22 protein-coding genes and 1 pseudogene are annotated in these 20,002 nt (G+C 35.8%); 18 read left to right on the plus strand and 5 right to left on the minus strand.

The window, feature by feature from the left end:
* Together ACLBXA_RS24905 and ACLBXA_RS24910 are read right to left on the minus strand one after the other, a co-directional pair.
* Nucleotides 1-803: pseudogene (locus ACLBXA_RS24905) on the minus strand (helix-turn-helix domain-containing protein); the annotation flags it as partial.
* Between the two features lie 293 nt (nucleotides 804-1,096).
* A complete protein-coding gene (locus ACLBXA_RS24910; RefSeq protein WP_001222366.1) occupies nucleotides 1,097-1,948 on the minus strand; it encodes a flagellin N-terminal helical domain-containing protein in 852 nt (283 codons plus the stop codon).
* Between the two features lie 257 nt (nucleotides 1,949-2,205).
* On the opposite strand from ACLBXA_RS24910, the gene ACLBXA_RS24915 reads away from it, so the two are divergent.
* The 18 genes from ACLBXA_RS24915 to ACLBXA_RS25000 all read left to right on the plus strand — a co-directional run bounded on the left by ACLBXA_RS24915 (nucleotide 2,206) and on the right by ACLBXA_RS25000 (nucleotide 16,535).
* On the plus strand, nucleotides 2,206-2,991 hold the full coding sequence (locus tag ACLBXA_RS24915) for a lytic transglycosylase domain-containing protein (protein WP_000635229.1): 786 nt from the start codon (nucleotides 2,206-2,208) through the stop codon (nucleotides 2,989-2,991).
* A gap of 62 nt (nucleotides 2,992-3,053) precedes the next feature.
* Nucleotides 3,054-3,278 carry a flagellar motor switch protein FliN gene (locus ACLBXA_RS24920; RefSeq protein ID WP_000775712.1) on the plus strand — a complete coding sequence of 75 codons (225 nt, stop codon included), beginning with the start codon at nucleotides 3,054-3,056 and terminating at the stop codon, nucleotides 3,276-3,278.
* Between the two features lie 14 nt (nucleotides 3,279-3,292).
* Nucleotides 3,293-4,279: a flagellar motor switch protein FliM gene (gene fliM, locus ACLBXA_RS24925; RefSeq protein WP_000012361.1), complete on the plus strand. Its 987-nt coding sequence runs from the start codon at nucleotides 3,293-3,295 to the stop codon at nucleotides 4,277-4,279.
* Nucleotides 4,280-4,289: 10 nt separating this feature from the next.
* The gene (gene fliN, locus ACLBXA_RS24930; RefSeq protein ID WP_000680010.1) at nucleotides 4,290-4,649 is read left to right on the plus strand and encodes a flagellar motor switch protein FliN; all 360 of its coding nucleotides are present in this window, start codon (nucleotides 4,290-4,292) and stop codon (nucleotides 4,647-4,649) included.
* Between the two features lie 12 nt (nucleotides 4,650-4,661).
* Nucleotides 4,662-4,982, plus strand: a complete 321-nt coding sequence (locus ACLBXA_RS24935) for a hypothetical protein (protein ID WP_000121178.1) — start codon at nucleotides 4,662-4,664, stop codon at nucleotides 4,980-4,982.
* Nucleotides 4,979-5,737 carry a flagellar type III secretion system pore protein FliP gene (locus ACLBXA_RS24940; RefSeq protein ID WP_001220582.1) on the plus strand — a complete coding sequence of 253 codons (759 nt, stop codon included), beginning with the start codon at nucleotides 4,979-4,981 and terminating at the stop codon, nucleotides 5,735-5,737. Before ACLBXA_RS24935 ends, ACLBXA_RS24940 begins: the two co-directional genes overlap by 4 nt.
* 33 nt (nucleotides 5,738-5,770) lie before the next feature.
* Nucleotides 5,771-6,046 carry a flagellar biosynthetic protein FliQ gene (locus ACLBXA_RS24945; protein WP_001098080.1) on the plus strand — a complete coding sequence of 92 codons (276 nt, stop codon included), beginning with the start codon at nucleotides 5,771-5,773 and terminating at the stop codon, nucleotides 6,044-6,046.
* Nucleotides 6,047-6,061: 15 nt separating this feature from the next.
* Nucleotides 6,062-6,823 carry a flagellar biosynthetic protein FliR gene (locus ACLBXA_RS24950; protein WP_001055718.1) on the plus strand — a complete coding sequence of 254 codons (762 nt, stop codon included), beginning with the start codon at nucleotides 6,062-6,064 and terminating at the stop codon, nucleotides 6,821-6,823.
* Between the two features lie 10 nt (nucleotides 6,824-6,833).
* Entirely contained in the window at nucleotides 6,834-7,880 is a 1,047-nt protein-coding gene (gene flhB, locus ACLBXA_RS24955) for a flagellar type III secretion system protein FlhB (RefSeq protein ID WP_001040121.1), read from the plus strand.
* A gap of 23 nt (nucleotides 7,881-7,903) precedes the next feature.
* A complete protein-coding gene (flhA, locus tag ACLBXA_RS24960) occupies nucleotides 7,904-9,970 on the plus strand; it encodes a flagellar biosynthesis protein FlhA (protein ID WP_000472586.1) in 2,067 nt (688 codons plus the stop codon).
* A gap of 14 nt (nucleotides 9,971-9,984) precedes the next feature.
* On the plus strand, nucleotides 9,985-11,295 hold the full coding sequence (gene flhF, locus ACLBXA_RS24965; protein ID WP_000446179.1) for a flagellar biosynthesis protein FlhF: 1,311 nt from the start codon (nucleotides 9,985-9,987) through the stop codon (nucleotides 11,293-11,295).
* A 42-nt stretch (nucleotides 11,296-11,337) separates the two neighbouring features.
* Nucleotides 11,338-12,111 carry a flagellar basal-body rod protein FlgG gene (locus ACLBXA_RS24970; RefSeq protein ID WP_001013934.1) on the plus strand — a complete coding sequence of 258 codons (774 nt, stop codon included), beginning with the start codon at nucleotides 11,338-11,340 and terminating at the stop codon, nucleotides 12,109-12,111.
* Nucleotides 12,112-12,280: 169 nt separating this feature from the next.
* Complete coding sequence (locus ACLBXA_RS24975; RefSeq protein ID WP_447617574.1) at nucleotides 12,281-13,579, plus strand: NtaA/DmoA family FMN-dependent monooxygenase; 1,299 nt, start codon at nucleotides 12,281-12,283, stop codon at nucleotides 13,577-13,579.
* A 138-nt stretch (nucleotides 13,580-13,717) separates the two neighbouring features.
* Nucleotides 13,718-14,428 carry an alanyl-tRNA editing protein gene (locus ACLBXA_RS24980; RefSeq protein ID WP_000844967.1) on the plus strand — a complete coding sequence of 237 codons (711 nt, stop codon included), beginning with the start codon at nucleotides 13,718-13,720 and terminating at the stop codon, nucleotides 14,426-14,428.
* 17 nt (nucleotides 14,429-14,445) lie between these two features.
* Entirely contained in the window at nucleotides 14,446-15,282 is an 837-nt protein-coding gene (locus tag ACLBXA_RS24985; protein ID WP_000343356.1) for a TrmB family transcriptional regulator, read from the plus strand.
* Entirely contained in the window at nucleotides 15,275-16,000 is a 726-nt protein-coding gene (locus tag ACLBXA_RS24990) for an AzlC family ABC transporter permease (RefSeq protein ID WP_000030479.1), read from the plus strand. Before ACLBXA_RS24985 ends, ACLBXA_RS24990 begins: the two co-directional genes overlap by 8 nt.
* Nucleotides 15,991-16,302 carry an AzlD domain-containing protein gene (locus tag ACLBXA_RS24995; protein WP_000425944.1) on the plus strand — a complete coding sequence of 104 codons (312 nt, stop codon included), beginning with the start codon at nucleotides 15,991-15,993 and terminating at the stop codon, nucleotides 16,300-16,302. Before ACLBXA_RS24990 ends, ACLBXA_RS24995 begins: the two co-directional genes overlap by 10 nt.
* A 62-nt stretch (nucleotides 16,303-16,364) precedes the next feature.
* Nucleotides 16,365-16,535: a DUF3951 domain-containing protein gene (locus ACLBXA_RS25000; RefSeq protein ID WP_000602229.1), complete on the plus strand. Its 171-nt coding sequence runs from the start codon at nucleotides 16,365-16,367 to the stop codon at nucleotides 16,533-16,535.
* A 79-nt stretch (nucleotides 16,536-16,614) separates the two neighbouring features.
* Here ACLBXA_RS25000 and ACLBXA_RS25005 read toward each other — a convergent pair whose 3' ends face one another.
* The 3 genes from ACLBXA_RS25005 to ACLBXA_RS25015 form a co-directional block, all read right to left on the minus strand.
* Nucleotides 16,615-17,199: a dienelactone hydrolase family protein gene (locus ACLBXA_RS25005; RefSeq protein WP_000660112.1), complete on the minus strand. Its 585-nt coding sequence runs from the start codon at nucleotides 17,197-17,199 to the stop codon at nucleotides 16,615-16,617.
* A 2-nt stretch (nucleotides 17,200-17,201) separates the two neighbouring features.
* A complete protein-coding gene (locus ACLBXA_RS25010; protein WP_000799455.1) occupies nucleotides 17,202-17,537 on the minus strand; it encodes an antibiotic biosynthesis monooxygenase family protein in 336 nt (111 codons plus the stop codon).
* A 70-nt stretch (nucleotides 17,538-17,607) separates the two neighbouring features.
* On the minus strand, nucleotides 17,608-19,833 hold the full coding sequence (locus tag ACLBXA_RS25015; protein ID WP_447617575.1) for a glycosyltransferase: 2,226 nt from the start codon (nucleotides 19,831-19,833) through the stop codon (nucleotides 17,608-17,610).
* Between the last annotated feature and the right edge of the window lie 169 nt (nucleotides 19,834-20,002).

A 20,002-nucleotide genomic window follows, 5' to 3' on the forward strand; every position in this document is an offset into this window, starting at 1 on the left:
TTTATATTTCTTCATACGCACAACACACTTTAACCCAAGCTCTTTCATAATGCGCTGAACCTTCTTGTGGTTCACTTTCTGGCCACGATTCGTTAACTCATCACGAATGCGACGGTAACCATAACGACCTTTATTTTCCTCATAAATCGCTTTAATCTCAGCTTTCAAATCGGCATCTACATCTGGAAGATTCATTTTCTTTACTAAATCATAATACGTGCTTCGAGGAATAGTAGCTAGCTCCACGAGTGCCTTCACCGAATATTTATGCCTTAATTCATAGACTACTTGCGCTTTGTCTTGTTTTGTGATTTTTTCTTGTTTTGAACTAAGGCATTTAACTTTTTTAAGTACTCATTTTCCATCTCAAGCTGTTTAATGCGTGCTTCAGGTGCTTCGACTGATCCTTCAGCTAAAGGTTGTTTTAATTGTTTATTTGAATCTTTTTTCATGGATGGACGCCCCTTTTTCTTAGATTGAAGGGCATCAATTCCTTGTGTTTCGAGCTGTTTTTTCCAAACAGAAATCGTTGAAGGGGCAGGAATATTAAAGATAGCTGCCGTCTCAAATAAGGACATACCGTTTTCAATCATAAAGTTTAGTACGTCTAGTTTAAATTGTTGTGTGTAATTTGTACATCGTTTTAGAAAAGCTTCCAGACCATTCTGTTTATATTGGTTTACCCAATTCAAAATGATTGTGTCACTTATACCGAGCGATCTACCTATTTCTCGATAACTTTCATTTCCGTTCAAATAACGTAGAACAATTTGTATTTTTTCATCAGCTGTAAATTTAGCCATAGAAAAACTGCACCCAATTGTTAGACTGTGCCTAACAATTGGGTGCAGTTCAGTTAGGCTATTCTCTTTTATTTTATGATGAAATAAATAGTTGAACTTCTTTATATAGTGGAATGATAAAAGAGAGGGAAGTATGGTTTGGAATGCATTAGACGCATTGAAATAGCTATGCCAAGTTTGTAAGCATTCAAACAGTGAATAGATATTTGGCCTTAATTGTTGGGGGGATATTGATATATAAAAACACACCTCTCAATTTGTAGAGAGGTGTGTTTTTATAGTTACTAAATGGATTATTGTAATAATTTACTTACCATTTGTGGAGTTTGGTTTGCTTGAGAAAGCATGCTGATACCAGCTTCGTTTAAAATTTTGAACTTAGTCATTTCAGACATTTCTTTTGCCATATCAGCATCTTCGATTTGAGAAGCAGCATCAGCCATGCTAGTTTCTTGACTCTTCAAGTTGTTAGCATTAAATTCAAAACGGTTTAATGTTGCACCAAGTGTAGCGCGTTGTCCAGCAACTGTTGTGATGGCAGCGTCAATTGCATCAATTGCTTGCTTAGCACTCGTTGGATCTGCAGCAGCTGTACTTTCAGCATCACCTTCATCACCAATTTGTACATCAAGACCTAAATCAGCGGATTTAACACTGTTAAGTGTAATCTCGATTTGAGCAGGATTAGTAGATCCTGTATCTAGCGTTTGAATTTTAATTTTTTTATCTGCAGTACCTAATAATTGTTGATCATTGAATTGCGTATTTTTTGCAATATAATCAATTTGTTCTGTAAGTTGAGCAAATTCTTTTTGTAAAGAAGCTTGGTTACCTTTAGTGTTTGTACCATTGGCAGATTGGTTAGCAAGGTCACGCATACGTAATAAAATGTTAGAAACTGAGTTTAAAGCTGAGTCAGCTGTACGAATTAAAGACATACCATCTTGAGTGTTTCGTCCAGCTACGTTTAAACCGCCTTCACGTGCTTTCATACGAGTTGCGATTGCAAGACCTGCTGCATCGTCAGAAGCGCTGTTGATACGTTTACCGCTTGATAAACGGTCCATAGCGTTGCTCATTTTTGCTTGGTTTTGGCGCATGTACTCTTGAGTACGCATGCTGTTAATGTTTGTATTAATTCTCATGTTAAGAAACCCCCATTTTTTTATATTGACTTTTCTGCAAATTGAAAAACGGTAATATGCGAAAAAATCAATTTCGAGATTTATTGTAATCCTTGCTACAACGGGTGTCAACTAAAAATTCGAATTAATAAATATAAAAAAATAACAGTTTAACAATATATTCATTTTTTTATTACATAATTATTAAAAGGATTATTGCAAACTTTAAAAAAAAACTCTAATATTAGATTATCTTTGTTTACCGAAAAGGTGATATTATGATAGTTGGAAATATAGTAAAAGAAGTGCTTGCATATAAGAAAGGACAAATTCAGCAAAAGCTAAGTAGTCCACAAGCATTTGTTAGTAGTCGTTTTCAAGAGAAGTTGCAGAGTGAGCCTGCGAAGGAGACGAAAGAAACTACGCAGCCGGCAAAAGTAGAGGATATGAGTCAGCCGGTACAATCTACGAAAATAGAAGCGGTTGTTAATAAACCGGCAGAAACTATTAATAAAGTAGAGGAAGCGAGTAAGCCTGAAGAAAAGGCTGAAACGAAGAAAGCAGATGAAGTGCAAGTTGCGCAAAAAGAGTTTGAACGACGTTTCCCAGAAACGAAAAATGAGGCTGTTGATACGTGGGAATTAACGAAGAAGTATAATATTCAAAAAATACGTTCTTCCAATGAAGGGAAGTATGAGGATATTATTGATCGCACTAGCCGTACATACGGAATTCCGAAAACGTTAATTCAAAAAATGATTGAAGTAGAGTCTAATTTTAATCCGAAAACGGTGTCACATGCAGGTGCGATGGGACTTATGCAGCTTATGCCAGCGAATGTGAAGGAGATGGGCGTGAAGAATCCCTTTTCACCAGCTGAAAGTATTGAAGGTGGCGTGAAAGAGTTAAGCGGTTATTTAAAGAAGAATAACGGCGACTTAGTATTGGCACTTGCTTCTTATAATGCTGGCCCTGGGAATGTGAGAAAGTACGGAGGCGTACCGCCATTTAAAGAAACGCAAGGATATATTAAAAAAATATTAAATATCGACGTTTCAAAATAGGGAGTTTCATATATAGAGAGAACATGAAATTTTCGTGAACATGATATGGGAGTTGGCTAGATTTGAAATTACAAGATGATATTCCGTTAACAATTTATTTTGAAATCGGAAATACGAAAAAGAAAATTGAAGATTTGCTTCATATTACGAAAGGTACATTGTATCGTCTTGAAAATTCAACGAAAAATACGGTGCGTCTTATGCTTGAGAATGAAGAGATTGGAACCGGAAAGATTTTGACGAAGAATGGGAAGATGTACGTTGAAATCGTTGAATTGAAAAGGTAGGGAAGGGGATTGTCATGAGTGGCGAAAAATTAAGCCAAGAGCAAATTGATGCCCTGCTGAAGGCGGTAAATGAAGGCGAGGAAATGCCAGCTTTCGCACAAGAAGCAGGAAAGCAAGAGAAATTTCAAGAGTATGATTTTAATAGACCAGAGAAGTTCGGTGTTGAGCATTTACGTAGTTTGCAAGCGATTGCTTCTACGTTTGGAAAACAGACGTCACAGACGTTATCAGCGCGTATGCGTATTCCAATTGAACTAGAGCCTTCAACAGTTGAGCAAGTTCCATTTACGAGTGAGTATGTGGAGAAAATGCCGAAAGATTATTATTTATATTGCGTGATTGATCTCGGTTTACCAGAGCTTGGAGAAATTGTTATTGAGATTGATTTAGCATTCGTTATTTATATTCATGAATGTTGGCTTGGCGGAGATAGTAAGCGTAACTTTACGATGCGCAGACCGTTAACAGCATTTGAGTTTTTAACGCTTGATAATATATTCTTGCTTCTTTGTAAAAATTTAGAGCAATCATTTGAAAGTGTTGTTGCGATTGAACCGAAATTTGTAACGACGGAAACAGATCCGAATGCACTAAAGATTACGACAGCGAGCGATATCATTTCATTACTTAATGTAAATATGAAAACAGATTTTTGGAATACGACGGTGCGTATCGGGATTCCGTTCTTATCTGTTGAAGAAATTATGGATAAGTTAACGTCTGAAAATATTGTCGAACATTCTTCGGATAAACGTAGGAAGTATACGTCTGAAGTGGAAGTGAAAGTAAATCAAGTGTACAAACCTGTTCACGTTGCGATTGGTGAGCAGAAAATGACAATGAGTGAGATTGAACAAATTGAAGAAGGGGATATTATTCCGCTTCATACGAAAGTTTCGGATGAATTACTTGGTTATGTAGATGGAAAGCATAAATTTAATTGTTTTATTGGAAAAGATGGAACGCGTAAGGCGCTCCTATTTAAAAGTTTTGTAGAGTAGGAGGATCCATATGAAGCATGAAGTATCTCCTGTGTCATTAATGGGATTAGAAGATTTTGCAGGAAAGCGAAATGAAGCAGGCAAAGCACATATCGATACTGTTTCAGATATTTCGATTGAACTTGGTGTAAAGCTTGGAAAGTCATCTATTACGCTTGGTGATGTAAAGCAGTTAAAAGTTGGCGATGTTCTTGAAGTAGAGAAAAACTTAGGACATAAAGTAGATGTGTATTTAAGTAATATGAAAGTCGGCATCGGTGAAGCAATCGTAATGGACGAGAAATTCGGTATTATCATTTCTGAAATTGAAGCTGACAAGAAACAAGCGGCGCTTATGAAAGCGCAAAGTCAAATGCAAGATAAAGAGTAGAGGAGGAGTCATATGTCGTATATGACGACCTTATTTCAAGTCGTTTTACTGTTTGGTGCGCTCGGTTACGGTGCATATTATATGACAAAAAAGACGCGCAAACAGCAGTTTTTTAAGCAGGGTGAAAATGGCCATATTCAAGTAAAAGACGGCGTGTATTTAAATCATCAAACGAGTGCCTTTTTATTTGAAGTGGACGGAAAGCAAGTGTTCACTGTTATTAGTAATAACGGTGTGCAGTCTGTGCAATTAACCGGAACAGGAAATCAGTTTCAACAAGCACTAGAAGACGCGGTGAAGACTGAAACGAAAAAAGTAGAGGATCCATCATGAGAATAAAGAAACAGTTATCATTATTAGCCGTTATTTTCGTATTTTCTATCGTTTTTTCAATTATTTTTGTAAATCCAGCGTATGCGGCCCCGAACGGTTTTATTAATTTCGAAAATGGAAAAGAGTTTACGAGTAATTCAAGTGTACAACTATTTGCGCTCGTTACCCTTTTATCATTATCTTCTTCTATCGTTCTATTATTTACACATTTTACTTATTTTATGATCGTTCTTGGGATTACACGTCAAGGACTTGGGGTAATGAATTTACCACCAAACCAAGTGCTTGTTGGACTTGCATTATTTTTATCACTCTTTACGATGCAGCCTGTACTCGGGCAACTGAAGAGCGATGTGTGGGATCCGATGACGAAAGAGAAAATAACAGTAAGTCAAGCTGCGGAAACGACAGCTCCTATTATGAAAGAATATATGTCAAAGCATACGTATAAGCATGATTTGAAAATGATGCTGAAAGTACGCGGAGAAGAGTTGCCGAAAGATTTGAAAGATCTTTCCTTATTTACACTCGTACCATCCTTTACGTTAACGCAAATTCAAAAAGGTTTACTAACAGGGATGTTCATTTATTTAGCGTTTGTATTTATAGATTTGATTATTAGTACACTTTTAATGTACCTCGGGATGATGATGGTACCGCCGATGATTTTAAGTTTACCGTTTAAAATACTCGTTTTCGTATATTTAGGTGGATATACAAAAATTGTCGATATTATGTTTAAGACGGTCGCCTGAAGCGTTTGATGCTATGTGATAGGAGTCATATAAATGAATACGTCACCAATTATAGATATTTTCCAAACCTTTTTTTATAAAGGGGTTATGATTTTAATGCCGATTGCCGTTGTAAGTCTGATTGTCGTTATTATTATCGCGGTTATTATGGCAATGATGCAAATTCAAGAGCAAACGCTGACGTTTTTACCGAAAATGGCGAGTATTGTGCTCGTAATTATCATTTTAGGTCCGTGGATGTTCCAAGAGTTAACGATGCTTATTTTAGATTTATTTGATAAAATCCCATCGCTATTGCGTTCGTACTAAGATAGGTGAACTGAAATGAATATGGAATTATGGGCGGCAACGTTTTTTGCGTTTTGTCGCATTACTTCATTTTTATATTTTTTACCGTTTTTCTCAGGCCGATCCATTCCAGCAATGGCGAAGGTTACAGTTGGACTCGCTCTTTCAATTACAGTGGCGGATCAAGTGGATGTCTCTCACATCAAGACAGTTTGGGACGTTGCAGCTTATGCAGGAACGCAAATTGTAATTGGATTATCACTTTCAAAAATTGTAGAAATGCTGTGGAACATTCCGAAAATGGCAGGGCATATTTTAGACTTTGATATTGGTTTATCACAAGCAAGTTTGTTTGATGTAAATGCAGGGTCACAGTCCACTTTGCTATCAACAATTTTTGATATATTTTTTCTTATTATTTTTATTTCACTGGGCGGCATTAACTATTTCGTTGCCACTATTTTAAAGTCGTTTCAATATACAGAGGCGATTTCAAAATTGTTGACGACTAGTTTTTTAGATAGTCTACTCGCAACGTTATTATTTGCGATCACATCAGCGGTTGAAATTGCTCTGCCGCTTATGGGAAGTTTATTCATCATTAACTTTGTTCTTATTTTAATTGCAAAAAATGCTCCGCAATTAAACGTTTTTATGAATGCATACGTAATTAAAATTACATGTGGTATTTTGTTTATTGCGATGAGTGTACCGATGCTCGGTTATGTGTTTAAAAATATGACGGATGTATTACTTGAAGAATATACGAAACTATTTAACTTTTTCTTAACGAAGTAGGGGGACGCGCATGGCAAAGGATAATAAAACAGAAAAGGCCACCCCGCAGAAGCGTAAAAAATCGCGTGAAGAAGGGAATATTGCCCGGAGTAAAGATTTAAATAATTTATTTTCCATTCTCGTATTAGCAGTTGTCGTTTATTTCTTCGGAGATTGGCTAGGTTATGAGATTGCAAATTCCGTAGCGGTGCTGTTTGATCAAATTGGAAAAAATACAGATTCAACCGAGTATTTTTATTTAATGGGGATTTTATTACTGAAAGTATCGGCTCCGATATTAATACTCGTATATGCTTTTCATTTATTCAATTATATGATTCAAGTCGGCTTCCTATTTTCTTCTAAAGTCATTAAACCGAAAGCGTCACGTATTAATCCGAAAAACTATTTTACGAGATTGTTTAGTCGTAAAAGTTTAGTAGATATTTTGAAATCACTGTTTTACATGGGATTAATCGGTTACGTTTCGTACGTTCTCTTTAAAAAGAATTTAGAGAAGATTGTTAGTATGATTGGATTTAACTGGACAGCGTCACTTACTGAAATTATTAGCCAAATTAAATTTATCTTTTTAGCCATTTTAATTATTTTAATCGTTCTTTCTATTATCGATTTCATTTATCAAAGATGGGAGTACGAGCAAGATATTAAGATGAAAAAAGAAGAAGTAAAAAGGGAGCATAAAGATAATGAAGGGGACCCGCAAGTAAAGGGGAAACGAAAAAACTTTATGCATGCCATCTTGCAAGGGACAATCGCGAAGAAGATGGATGGTGCAACGTTTATTGTGAACAACCCGACGCATATTTCGGTTGTACTTCGTTACAATAAACACGTTGATGCAGCACCAATTGTCGTTGCAAAAGGGGAAGATGAGCTCGCATTATATATACGAACGCTTGCCCGTGAACAAGAAATACCAATGGTGGAAAACCGTCCGCTTGCTCGTTCTTTATATTATCAGGTCGAGGAAGATGAGACGATTCCAGAAGATTTATACGTAGCTGTAATTGAAGTTATGCGCTATTTAATTCAGACGAACGAACTTGAAGTGTAATAGCGCGTTTGGAGGAGATCTCTTTGTTTAAGATAGAGTCTGCAAGAACCTATTTTTCTATCTTTTTAGCAGCGTCATTCGTAGTGGCGCTCTTAATTCCACTTCCACCATTTATACTTGATATCATTATCGTTTTTCTACTAAGTATGTCAGTGCTTATTTATATGCGAGCGACAAGTATTAACGAGTGGGATGAATTAAAGTCATTTCCAACGATGTTGTTATTAATCGGGATTTTCCGCGTATCGATTAACGTTTCGACGACGCGAGCGATTTTGACAGATGGAAATGCAGGTCATGTTATTGAAGAGTTCGGCCAGTTCGTAATTGGCGGAAACTTATTAATTGGTATCGTTATTTTTACAGTATTAATCATATTCCAGTTTATCGTTGCAAACGGTGCATCTCGTACAGCTGAAGTAGCAGCTCGTTTTACACTTGATTCTTTACCGGGGAAACAAATGTCTATCGATGCCGATTTAAACCAGCGTATTATTTCAGAAAAAGATGCACAGGCAAAACGAAAAAAATTAAATATGGAAACAGAGTTTTACGGGGCGATGGATGGTGCCGGAAAGTTCATTAAAGGGGACGTTATTTTCGGGATTGTCATTTTATTCGTAAACATTATTTTCGGTTTAATTGTCGGCATGATGCAGCAAGGAATGAGCTTTGCAGATGCAGCTCTTCATTATACACAGTTAACTGTCGGTGACGGAATCGTAAACCAAATCGGTTCATTAATGCTTGCAATTTCAACAGGTATTATCGTAACGCGTGTATTTGACGGCTCACCGGATACAGTAACAGAAGGTATCTTTAAAGAGTTATTAGCGCATGAAGTCGTTGTATATGCACTAGGTGGTTTATTTATCGCAATGGGTATTTTTACTCCGCTACCGTTTCTACCATTCGCACTCGTTGGTGGAACGATTATCTTCTTAGGCATTCGTAATAAAAATCGAATAAAGAAAGAAAAAGAAGACGAGCTTCAAAAAGAATTAGAAATGATTCAAGGCGAAGATGAGCAACTGCAACAAGTGGAAGATTCATTCGGAGTATTTACGGATAAATATCCGATTATTGTAGAACTCGGTTTAGATTTAGCAGCACTTGTAAAGCAGAAAATTAACGGGGAAACAGCTCGTGATAAAGTTGTTCTTATGCGGAAGTCGATTATTACTGACCTTGGTATTAACGTTCCTGGAATTAACTTTAAAGATAATACGAGCTTTAGACCACGCGGACGTTACATTATTCGAATTAAAGGTGCTAAGGCAGCTGAAGGTGTTTTAAAATCAGGTTATTTATTAGCACTGAAAACACCGAACGTAATGGCTGATTTAGATGCAGAGCCAGCTAAAGATCCAATTTTCGGTGAAGATGGATATTGGATTTTAGAGCATATGGTGCAAGATGCACAAATGAAAGGCTATCAAGTGTTAGAGCCACTTAGCATATTAATTACACATTTAGATGTTGTTGTTAGACGTAATCTTCATGAATTAATTCAGCGTCAACATGTAAAAGACTTAATTAACTCGCTTGAAAATGATAATGGCGTTCTATTAGAAGAGATTAAGAAGAAAGAAATTGATTTATCACTCGTTCAAAATGTTATTAAACAACTTCTAAAAGAAGGTATTTCTATTCGTGATTTACCAACAATTATTGAAGGTATTATTGACGGCAAAGAAATTTATCAAAACCACGTTGACGGTGTGACATCATTTGTTCGTGAATGTATTTCAAAAGTTATTTGTGAAAATGCGAAAAATCCGGACGGAAAAATATATGCAGCGCTCTTCTCTGATTCAATTGAGTTAGATGCGGATGTTGTGAATAATTCATATCAAGGTTACTTATTAAACTGGGATTTAGATTTAGAAACACGTGTCGTTGAGCAAGTGCAGCGCGTCTTTAAGCAAGCACGTTTAATGGGAAGAGAACCAGTGTTATTAACACGTAGAAAAGATTTTAGATTTGCGATCGTAAGACTGCTAGAACGTTATCAAGTGGAAGCACAAGTACTTTGTATTAGCGAATTAGCACCAGAAATTGTTGTGGATCAAATTGCCTATATTGAATAGTAGGGGGTGAAGTAATGGAAAGTACAGAAAAGAAAGAAGCGTTAATGCGAATAAAAGCAGCTTCGAAAAATGAATTGTATCGAAAGTTATTTGACCAATATGGTACAGATTATTATTACGTTGTCGATGAAAGTGTAAAACGAAATATACCGTTTTTCTGGAAAAAGGATTATGAAATGTTAGTTGCTTTTCCAGAAGAAAAACAGGAAGAAGTGAATGAAGGTACAGCTCAATTTCATGAACAGTTAATGGATGTTGTGAATGATCCTTCAGAACAAATTGTGAAGGCGAATGGAATTCAATCAGTACTGCACAATTTAGAAAACGTAACGACTTCTATGTCATACGCGGCGATGCAAACAGGAAATAGTGAAGAATGGGCAAGAAAAAAAGAGAAACTATTAAAGCTGTTCGAAAAAGGAATTGTCGTTGTGAAACCGACGAAAGAAGCGGAAGTAACGAAAAAGAAAAAAGTTGTGAAACAAGTCGTTCAGGTAAAGAAAGAAGAAGTAGCTCCAAAGAAAGAAAATCAAGAATCTGTACCGTTTATTATTCAAAAAGTAATTCGGATGCTAGAACAAAACGATGTAGAACAATATTTCATTTATGCATATGCTGAAAAGTTAAAAATAAAGTTTGAAAATGCAACGATGATTACAGAAGAAGAAGTTATCAGGTACATATTGGAAGATATGAAATCTCATTTTAATACGGAAAACGTCTTTGAAAAAGAAGTACAAACAATCGCATTAATCGGTCCAACTGGCGTTGGTAAAACGACGACACTCGCCAAAATGGCATGGCAATTTCACGGTAAGAACAAAACAGTTGGTTTTATAACGACAGATCATTCTCGCATAGGGACAGTGCAGCAATTGCAAGATAACGTAAAGACAATTGGATCGGAAGTAATTGCTGTGCGTGATGAAGCTGCAATGACAAGAGCGCTTACGTATTTTAAAGAAGAAGCACGCGTCGATTATATTTTAATTGATACAGCCGGAAAAAATTATCGTACGTCAGAAACAGTGGAAGAAATGATTGAAACGATGGGACAAGTAGAACCAGATTATATTTGTTTAACGTTATCAGCTTCGATGAAAAGTAAAGATATGATTGAAATCATTACAAACTTTAAAGATATTCATATAGATGGTATTGTGTTTACAAAATTTGATGAAACAGCAAGTAGTGGCGAATTGTTGAAAATTCCAGCAGTATCATCAGCTCCTATTGTATTAATGACAGATGGCCAAGACATAAGGAAAAATATACATATCGCTACAGCTGAACATTTAGCGAAACAAATGTTACAAACATCGTAGAAAAGAGGTGAAGAATAAGGCGCTTGCCTTATTCAAACGAATATGAACGGTCTTTATATAGGTTCTATGGGTATGATGAATTACATGCAGCGTATTAATGTTCATTCGAATAACGTTGCAAATGCTCAAACGACAGGATTTAAAGCAGAAAATATGACGTCTAAAGTATTTGATGTACAAGACACATATCGCCGAGGAGATGGGGCGGTAACAAATATCGGTTCGGTCGATTACGCTGTAGTACCAGCTGCAACACATGTGAATTTAGTACAAGGAAATATACAAATGACAAATAGCGCTACAGATTTCTTTTTAGATGACGGCGCGGCCGGCACAACATCATTTTTCGTTACTTCTAAAAATGATGAAACGTTTTTAACGAGAGATGGTAGTTTCACATTAAATAGTGATCGTTATTTACAAACATCTTCAGGTGCTTTCGTAATGGGAGAGAATAATGAGCGTATTCGTATTCCAGAAGGAGCAAAGGTTGCTGTACAAGCAGACGGTACATTATATGATGAAGTAACACAAAATAATATTGCTCGTTTACAAACAAAAACAGTAGATGCCGAAACGAATGCTCGTCTCGTGCAACGTGAGAACAAAAGCTTTACACTAGCAGAAGGAAACATTGCTAATTTACCGAACGGAACAGGAATAGTAAAAAATCATATGCTAGAAAATTCAAATGTTGATATGACGAAAGAGATGGCAGATCTTATGACGGATCAAAAAATGATTCAAGCATCACAGCGTGTTATGACGTCATTTGATAAAATTTATGAAAAAGAAGCGAATGAAATATTGAGATAAAAGACTTCCAAAAGTGGGAGTCTTTTTTGTTATTGCTTTTATTACAGTTACATCATAAAATGATAATGATTATCAATATCATTTTATCTATTTTCATAAGAATAGAATTTCATAATGACAGCAACATTTGTTTAACTAAGTGAATTAAAAATAAGGGGATGGTGTGAAGATGTCTAAAAAGAATCAACTTTGCATTGGATTATGTTTAATTTCTAGAAAGAAAGAACAAGAGAATGAGTTTAATTCCGGAATTGATGAGCAAGTAGAGTTGGCACTACAGGCAGAAAAGGCTAAGTTAGATTTTGTTTTTAAAGCCGATTATTTAGTGGCCCACCCAGATTTAATTGCTCGTAATAAAGGGAATGTCATTTTAGACCCGACGTTACTGTTTACTGCTATTGCTTATGCGACAGAAAAAATTGGAGTCGTTACAACTGCTTCAACTTCGTTTTATCCACCATATATATTAGCAAGGCAATTACAATCGTTACACTGGATTAGTAACGGCCGAGTAGGGTGGAATATTGTTACATCCATTGACGGTGCTGAAAACTTTGGTGAGGAAGAGATGCCATCACCTGAGGAACGATACGCGAAAGCGGCAGAATGTACAGAGTTAGTAAGAAAACTTTGGAGGAGCCATCCTTATGAAGTGTTGAAAATAGATAACACTGAAGTTATTAGAGAGATGGCTAAGCCAATTGAACATAGCGGTGAATATTTTGAGGTAAAAGGTCCGCTGAATATCCCACAGCATATATCAGGAGAAATGCCATTATTTCAAGCCGGTGCTTCAGAGTCTGGTCGGAATTTTGCTGCTTCTGTTGCTGATGCAATTTTTGCTGCAACGCCAGATGTAGAGTCAGGTATTGAACTTCGTCAAGATTTAAGAAGAAGAGCAGAACAGCATGGCCGGAAGCAAGATGCTATACGCGTATTACCTGGATTATATTTCTTTATAGGTGATACATATGAAGAGGCGCTAGAAATGCATAGACAAGCTCATCAACATCTCACAAAAGAGAAGAGATATGCGTTACTTGAAATGGTTCTCGGATTAGATGCGAGAGGGATTCCGCTAGAAAGTAAAATTACCGAAGAGATGCTGCCAAGTCGGGATCAAACTGTACGTAGTAAAACACATGCAGAATTATTACGGCATTTCATTATTAAAAATGAACCAACAGTTGAACAAATACTAGAGCGACCAGAAGTTGTTGGATCGGCTCATTGGGTTGCGGTTGGTACACCAAAAGACGTTGCGAAGCAAATTATGGATAGGTTTGAGGCCGGAGCGTTAGATGGATTTATTGCTATTCCAGGAGGACCTCCCAAGTCACTAAATCTATTCTTTAGTGAAGTCATTCCTTTATTTGTGAAGGCGGGAGTATTTAGGGAAGAGTATACAGGTTCTACTTTACGGGAGCATTTGGCGGGAAACATGTTAAATACTTTACAGTTAAAATAAATAATAGCATGTAGAAAAAAGCCTTATTATAAAAGGCTTTTTTTATTTAAAATTAAAAATTCTGAAATATAAGTTGACTGTATGAATATTATTTTTTATATTAGTAGGTATAACTATAACTACTAAAGAGGTGAGAGTATGAAAACGGCATTATATTTAGAAGATGCATACAAAACGAGTTGCGAGACAGAAGTGATAAGAGTGGAAGGGAATAAAGTATTTGTAAAAGAAACAGTTTTTTATCCAACTGGTGGAGGACAGGAATGTGATACGGGTGTCATTGTACAAGATGGGTCTGTATTTGAAGTTGAAAAAGTAAAGAAGGAGCAGGGAGAAATAGTTCACTATATAAAAGATGAAGCTCAAGTAAAATTAGGTCCAGTTAAATTAGAGATTAATTGGGAAAGACGTCATAATTTAATGCGTCATCACTCTTTACTGCATCTTATCGGAGCTGTAGTTTATGAAAAGTATGGAGCTCTATGCACCGGAAATCAAATTTATCCTGATAAAGCACGTATCGATTTTAATGAGTTACAAGAGTTATCGAGCGTGGAAGTAGAAGAAATTGTTGAGGAAGTGAATAAACTTATTAAGCAAAATAAAGAAATTTCCACTCGTTATATGAGCCGCGAAGAAGCAGAAAATGCTGTAGGAATGATTAAAACAGCAATAAATCTCCTGCCAACTACTATCCAAGAAATCCGCATTGTTACAATTGAAAACTTAGACGAACAAGCTTGTGGAGGCACACATGTGAAAAATACGAGTGAAATAGGAACACTTGTTATTGATAAAGTAAAAAGTAAAGGGAAGCAAAATCGCCGTTTTGAAGTAAGAGCGATTTAGATTGTGAGGGGTTACCGATGGATGAAATTATAAAGGAATTACAAAAGTTAGGATTTTCCCAATATGAATGTAAAGCGTATATTGGATTGTTAAAACATTCCCCAGTAACTGGCTATGAAGTGAGTAAACAAACAGGAGTACCTCGTTCTATGATTTACGAGGTACTCGGTAAGTTAATGGATAAAGGAGCAGTGCATATTGTACCTTCTGAACCAGTTAAATATGTACCAGTACCAGCTACCGAATTAATGAATCGAATGCGAAAAGACTTTGAAAAGTCCTTTGAATTTTTAGATGAGAAATTAAATTGTTTAGAACAAGAGCGACAAATAGATGTAATTTCGCATATTCGCTCAAATGATCGTGTTTTAAAAGAAATATGCAATATAATTAATAGGGCAAAGGAAGAATTATGGATTTCTGTATGGGAAGATCAAGTGCATGAAATTGAGCCATACATTTATCAAAAGGAAGAGGAAGGCGTACATATATTTTCAATCTTATTTGGAGCTCCAGAAACAAAAATAGGAGCGACGTTTCACCATAATTATATGACGCCTCACGTTGTTGAAAAGAGAATGGGTGGTCATTTAACTGTTATTGCGCGTGATGGAGAGGAAGTATTAATTGCGAACTTCTCAAATGATAGCACTTCATGGGCCGTTACAACGTATGACCCAGCGCTAGTTCTCGTTGCTACAGAGTATGTGCGGCACGATATTATGGTTGAAGAAATCACGAAGGAATTTGGAGCTGATAAGTTAGATACGTTATGGCGTGAAAATATAGATTTAGTTCATGTCGTAACAGGAAAACGAACTTTAGAAGGAATGGAGGATGATAGAGATGAGTAAAGCTCAGGCACATGTAGCTTTGCAGAGCGATGATACATTTCAGCAAGGAGTAAAAGATTGTTTACCAACTGTATTTGGTTACTTGAGCATCGGTATAGCAGCTGGTGTAATTGCAAAAACAGCAGGTTTTTCTATCATTGAAATTGCATTTATGTCCACTTTAATTTATGCAGGTTCTGCCCAATTTATATTAGCTGGTATGTATGCAGCCGGTGCTCCTGCTTCCGCAATTATTTTTACTGTATTTTTTGTTAACTTGCGCCACCTTCTTATGAGTGCTGCACTCGCGCCGTACTTTACGAAAATTCCTCTATTTAAAAACTTAATCATCGGTTCGCAAATTACAGATGAAACTTTCGGCGTTGCAGTGCAACACGCGGCGCAAAAAGGATATTTAGGTGAAAGATGGATGATCGGGCTTAACGTAACAGCGTATTTAAATTGGATTCTTGCTACTATTATTGGTGGACTGTTTGGTGAGTGGATACCAGATCCACATACATACGGGATGGATTATGCATTACCAGCGATGTTTATTGGATTATTTGTTCTTCAGCTCATAAGTAGTAAACCAAAACTAGCAATTCATTTAAGTGTTGCAATTGTAGCGATTATCATCGCATACGTTTCACACCTATTTATGCCAGATAGTATAGCGGTTATTATCGCAACATTACTAGCTGCGACGATTGGAGTGGTGATTGAAAAATGGAAATGAGATTAGATGTATTATTACTTTTACTAGCAGCAGGAGCTGTTACACTCGTGCCACGTATTTTACCTCTACTCGTATTTAGCAAACTACAAATTCCTGACTGGGGTTTAAAATGGTTAAATTACATACCAATTGCGATATTAGCAGCGCTTTTAGCACAAGTTTTATTTATGCATGAGACGATGCAGTGGGATTACCTTATCGCAGCAATTCCCACATTTCTTGTAGCGATATATACTCGTAGTTTATTAGGTACAGTATTAACGGGAGTGGTTGTGATTATTTTGTTACGTTTCTTTTTCTAAAAAGGATTACGCTCATATAATAGCGAAAGGTGTAATAACATGAAAAATATAGGGGTGGTGTTATGATACTTTTAACGATAGGAGCAATTTTGTTAACGTTGTTTATTTTCTTTATTATCGGCTTTATTACGTTTATGATGTTTGTTGATAAGGCGACACCTCAAATATATTATACACCTTGTGAATCAGTGACAGTGAAAGCTAAAGGTAAAGATAGAAGGAAGAAAAGTTGAATGTTGGCTTTTCTTCCTTCTTCTATTACATCCCCGAAATAACTAACAACAATAACCCAAATAAAGAACTAATAAAGTTTCACTTTACAAGAAATGAATCTATTACATTGTATGCTTGTTTTGTAGAGTGCCCGTTATATTTTTCAGTGTACGGATTTAGAAATCCATGTTCACCGTGTAGTTGTTGTATTTCTAGTAAAGGATTTTTTTGTTGCTGCAATGTTTGAATTAAAGAGGATACTGAAAAACTAGCTTCTTTTTCAGGAAATATAAGTAGTGTAGCGCATGTAGGCTTTATGTGAACATAGTCGCGTATACGAGAACCGTAACATCCGATGATAAAATCTATTTTCGGATTGTTACTACATAGCCATGAGATGGTAGCTCCAACACTAAAGCCGATAAGTCCAATATGTGTATAATTGCTTGAAAGGGTATTGATGAATGCTTCAATTTGGTCTTTTCCATCATTAAATCCAATATGATTTACAAAATGTTCATATGCTTTTTCTTCATCACGATAATGAAATGCGTGTTGTAAGTGCAGAAGATTAGGACAGAATACGTCAATATGAGATGAAGTAAATTGCTCGGTAACGTGATGCATATGGTCGTTCACACCATATATTTCATGAACAATAACGAGAGCTAATTTTTCCTTCATAGTTATATTGTGCCTCTTTGAAACTTAAATTCTTTCTCAACAAGGCAAATACGCAGATGGAAGTTTTCATACCATTGCTCACGACCTCTTTTTTTCGCTTCTTTATGTAAGGCGTTCTTCTTCCAATTTTCAATTGCATCAAGTGATTCCCAATAAGAAATTGTTATTCCGAGTCCAGAATTACCTCGTGCACTTTCTACACCTAAAAATCCAGGTTGTTGCTTTGCAAGTTCCTCCATTGTTTCGGCAACGGTATTATAGTCTGTTGTATCATTTGATAAATTAGAAGTGAATATCACGGCATAATAATGACTCATTTTTTGTGAAGTATTTTTCATATACATTCCCCCCTTTAATAAGTATTTTAGCATGTAAAAAAGAAAAGAAGCACGACGCTTCTTTTCTTTTTTACGCTGTGAATTTTAATCCAGCATATATTTTACGACCCTTTTTTTGAATCCAACACACTTGTGCATTTTTCTTTTGAATATTACGTTCTTCCATTGTTACTTGTATAATTTGGTCAATCACAAGAGGGATGTTCGTTTGTACTTGGCACCCACCTGTACTATAGTCGATAATGGTCGCTTCAATCGGCATCCCATTCATATGCAATGTTCCAGGAGACATCAGTTGCTCACGTATATGTTGCCTGCGAAAATGTCTTGGTGCTTTTTTTGTGTTTTTTATGAAAGATGCAATTGCTAGTGTAAGAAATGCTTTATCGTACACCTTTTCCACCCGGTCATTAACCGGTTTACTAAATAGATGAAGAATGAGTTTACAATATTGCTCATGGGATACATCATCAAATGATACACCAACTTGTACAGAACTTTCTTGTCTCCGAATCCATTTTTTTGTACTATAAATCTTTTCTACCTCGCCAAAAGATAGCATATAGGAAGATAGACTTGATAAAGTTTCAAATGGAATGGAGGAATCTAATTCAAAACGTGCCCCCGTTTCACTAATATCAAGGATATTGCAAGAAATGATCATATCTTCGGCATATAAAGTACCTGGTAAATTTACTACGAAACGTTCTGAATTTCGAAAACGCGGTCTTTCAAATGCTACAAATAGTGAAGTGACAATAGCTATCCCGTTGTATAGTAACCAGAAAATGTTAATATATAAGCTCTCTCTTTCAATATAATATTGCTCAGGGTATAAGAGCATAAGTGTTGCTCGAATAAGTGCAATAATTGTTAAAATGAGTAATATGAGATGAGGGATGCTTGCAATCCATAAAAAATGCCTTGTATTATTTTGAACTCCCTTTCTTGTCACATGAAATTGAAACTTTTTACGTAAGAAAATTTCTGATAAAATAGCAAATCCCATATAAGGAGCCATAGCAACTTCGTACACATGACTCCACGTAGTTGTTCGTTTTTTATTAGAAACAGCTTTGAAAATAAGCTGTGATGTTAAAAAGGCAGGTGCCCAGAACATAAATAAGTGCATGAAATTAATTTCTAAACTATAAATATCAAATACTAAAAATAATAGCGGTGCTAATAAAAATATCATTTTATAAACACCGAAAAACCAATAATGAATTCCATCTGCATATAAAAGACGCTGCATAAAAGATAATCCTTTTATAGTGAAAGGATTCCATTTTTTTACGACTTGAATGTTCCCTCTACACCAGCGGTCCCGTTGTTTTAATAAATCACTAAATGTTTCTGGGGATAATCCAACAGCTAGTGTTTCATTGACAAATATAGTCTCCCATTTGTTAGCTTGTAGTAGCATACCAGTTGCCATATCTTCAGTAATAACTCCAGTCGCAAATCCTCCAATTTCTTCAAGCGCGGTGCGGCGAAATAGGGCGTTACTACCAACATACATCGTAGCATTAAAGCGATCTTTCCCTTCTTCTAACTGGCGCATAAAGAAATCTTGTTCATTGGCGATGTTATCTTCAAAAAACAAATTATATTGGAAAGGATCAGCATTATAAAAAACTTGTGGTGCTTGAACGAATACAACATTATTTTTAGAAAAATATCCAATCGTTCGCTCTAAAAAGTTAGCTCGTGGTATCATATCGGCATCCATTGTTACGATAATATCACCTTTTGAATGAAGCATCGCATGATTTAAATTTCCAGCTTTTGCATGCTTGTTTTCGGTGCGAGTTATGTGATGAACAGAAAAATCTGCCGCAAGTTGCTTTACACTTTCACGGCGCCCGTCGTCACAAATATAAATGTTTAGTAACTCTTTCGGATAAGTAATCAACGTACAACCAGCTACAGTACGTTTTAACAAATCGATCGGTTCATTGTAAGTGGCAATAAATATGTCGACAGTAGGTAGTTTTTCAAAAGTGGATAATGGTACTTCTTTCCGTTTATATGGTTTCCATGAAACAATGCTAAAAACGATAGATTGTAAGTAACCAGCCCATTCTGTAATTAACAATATAATACCAGCGATAATACTTATGAGATTAATAGTTGGTAACGAATAAAAAGTTCGCCAAATAAGATAAATAGCATTACAAATGAGAAATAGAATAATAAGTAATTTTTTTGACCATAAATATTTGTGTGCAAGGGCGTAAGTAATAATGATTACGAAAAAAATAATACCTAAACCTTCGTATATAGAGAGGCTCATACAATTCCTCCTTTATGTATAGAGTGGGAAATAGAAAAAATTTATATTATTCATCTATAAAGATTTGATTATTTCCAGAGTATAAAATATCACAAAATATAGGGTTAGAGTATAAAATTTACATTTTCTTATTATAAGCTTAAAAAATTAGAAGAAATAATAGTTGTAT

Source organism: Bacillus sp. D48C (assembly GCF_053345735.1).

Excerpts from the sequence above, each read along its gene's own strand:
- ACLBXA_RS24910 (WP_001222366.1), bottom strand. The coding sequence starts at position 1,948 with ATGAGAATTAATACAAACATTAACAGCATGCGTACTCAAGAGTACATG.
- ACLBXA_RS24915 (WP_000635229.1), top strand. The coding sequence starts at position 2,206 with ATGATAGTTGGAAATATAGTAAAAGAAGTGCTTGCATATAAGAAAGGA.
- fliM (WP_000012361.1), top strand. The coding sequence starts at position 3,293 with ATGAGTGGCGAAAAATTAAGCCAAGAGCAAATTGATGCCCTGCTGAAG.
- fliN (WP_000680010.1), top strand. The coding sequence starts at position 4,290 with ATGAAGCATGAAGTATCTCCTGTGTCATTAATGGGATTAGAAGATTTT.
- ACLBXA_RS24935 (WP_000121178.1), top strand. The coding sequence starts at position 4,662 with ATGTCGTATATGACGACCTTATTTCAAGTCGTTTTACTGTTTGGTGCG.
- ACLBXA_RS24940 (WP_001220582.1), top strand. The coding sequence starts at position 4,979 with ATGAGAATAAAGAAACAGTTATCATTATTAGCCGTTATTTTCGTATTT.
- ACLBXA_RS24945 (WP_001098080.1), top strand. The coding sequence starts at position 5,771 with ATGAATACGTCACCAATTATAGATATTTTCCAAACCTTTTTTTATAAA.
- ACLBXA_RS24950 (WP_001055718.1), top strand. The coding sequence starts at position 6,062 with ATGAATATGGAATTATGGGCGGCAACGTTTTTTGCGTTTTGTCGCATT.
- flhB (WP_001040121.1), top strand. The coding sequence starts at position 6,834 with ATGGCAAAGGATAATAAAACAGAAAAGGCCACCCCGCAGAAGCGTAAA.
- flhF (WP_000446179.1), top strand. The coding sequence starts at position 9,985 with ATGGAAAGTACAGAAAAGAAAGAAGCGTTAATGCGAATAAAAGCAGCT.
- ACLBXA_RS24970 (WP_001013934.1), top strand. The coding sequence starts at position 11,338 with ATGAACGGTCTTTATATAGGTTCTATGGGTATGATGAATTACATGCAG.
- ACLBXA_RS24975 (WP_447617574.1), top strand. The coding sequence starts at position 12,281 with ATGTCTAAAAAGAATCAACTTTGCATTGGATTATGTTTAATTTCTAGA.
- ACLBXA_RS24980 (WP_000844967.1), top strand. The coding sequence starts at position 13,718 with ATGAAAACGGCATTATATTTAGAAGATGCATACAAAACGAGTTGCGAG.
- ACLBXA_RS24985 (WP_000343356.1), top strand. The coding sequence starts at position 14,446 with ATGGATGAAATTATAAAGGAATTACAAAAGTTAGGATTTTCCCAATAT.
- ACLBXA_RS24990 (WP_000030479.1), top strand. The coding sequence starts at position 15,275 with ATGAGTAAAGCTCAGGCACATGTAGCTTTGCAGAGCGATGATACATTT.
- ACLBXA_RS24995 (WP_000425944.1), top strand. The coding sequence starts at position 15,991 with ATGGAAATGAGATTAGATGTATTATTACTTTTACTAGCAGCAGGAGCT.
- ACLBXA_RS25000 (WP_000602229.1), top strand. The coding sequence starts at position 16,365 with ATGATACTTTTAACGATAGGAGCAATTTTGTTAACGTTGTTTATTTTC.
- ACLBXA_RS25005 (WP_000660112.1), bottom strand. The coding sequence starts at position 17,199 with ATGAAGGAAAAATTAGCTCTCGTTATTGTTCATGAAATATATGGTGTG.
- ACLBXA_RS25010 (WP_000799455.1), bottom strand. The coding sequence starts at position 17,537 with ATGAAAAATACTTCACAAAAAATGAGTCATTATTATGCCGTGATATTC.
- ACLBXA_RS25015 (WP_447617575.1), bottom strand. The coding sequence starts at position 19,833 with ATGAGCCTCTCTATATACGAAGGTTTAGGTATTATTTTTTTCGTAATC.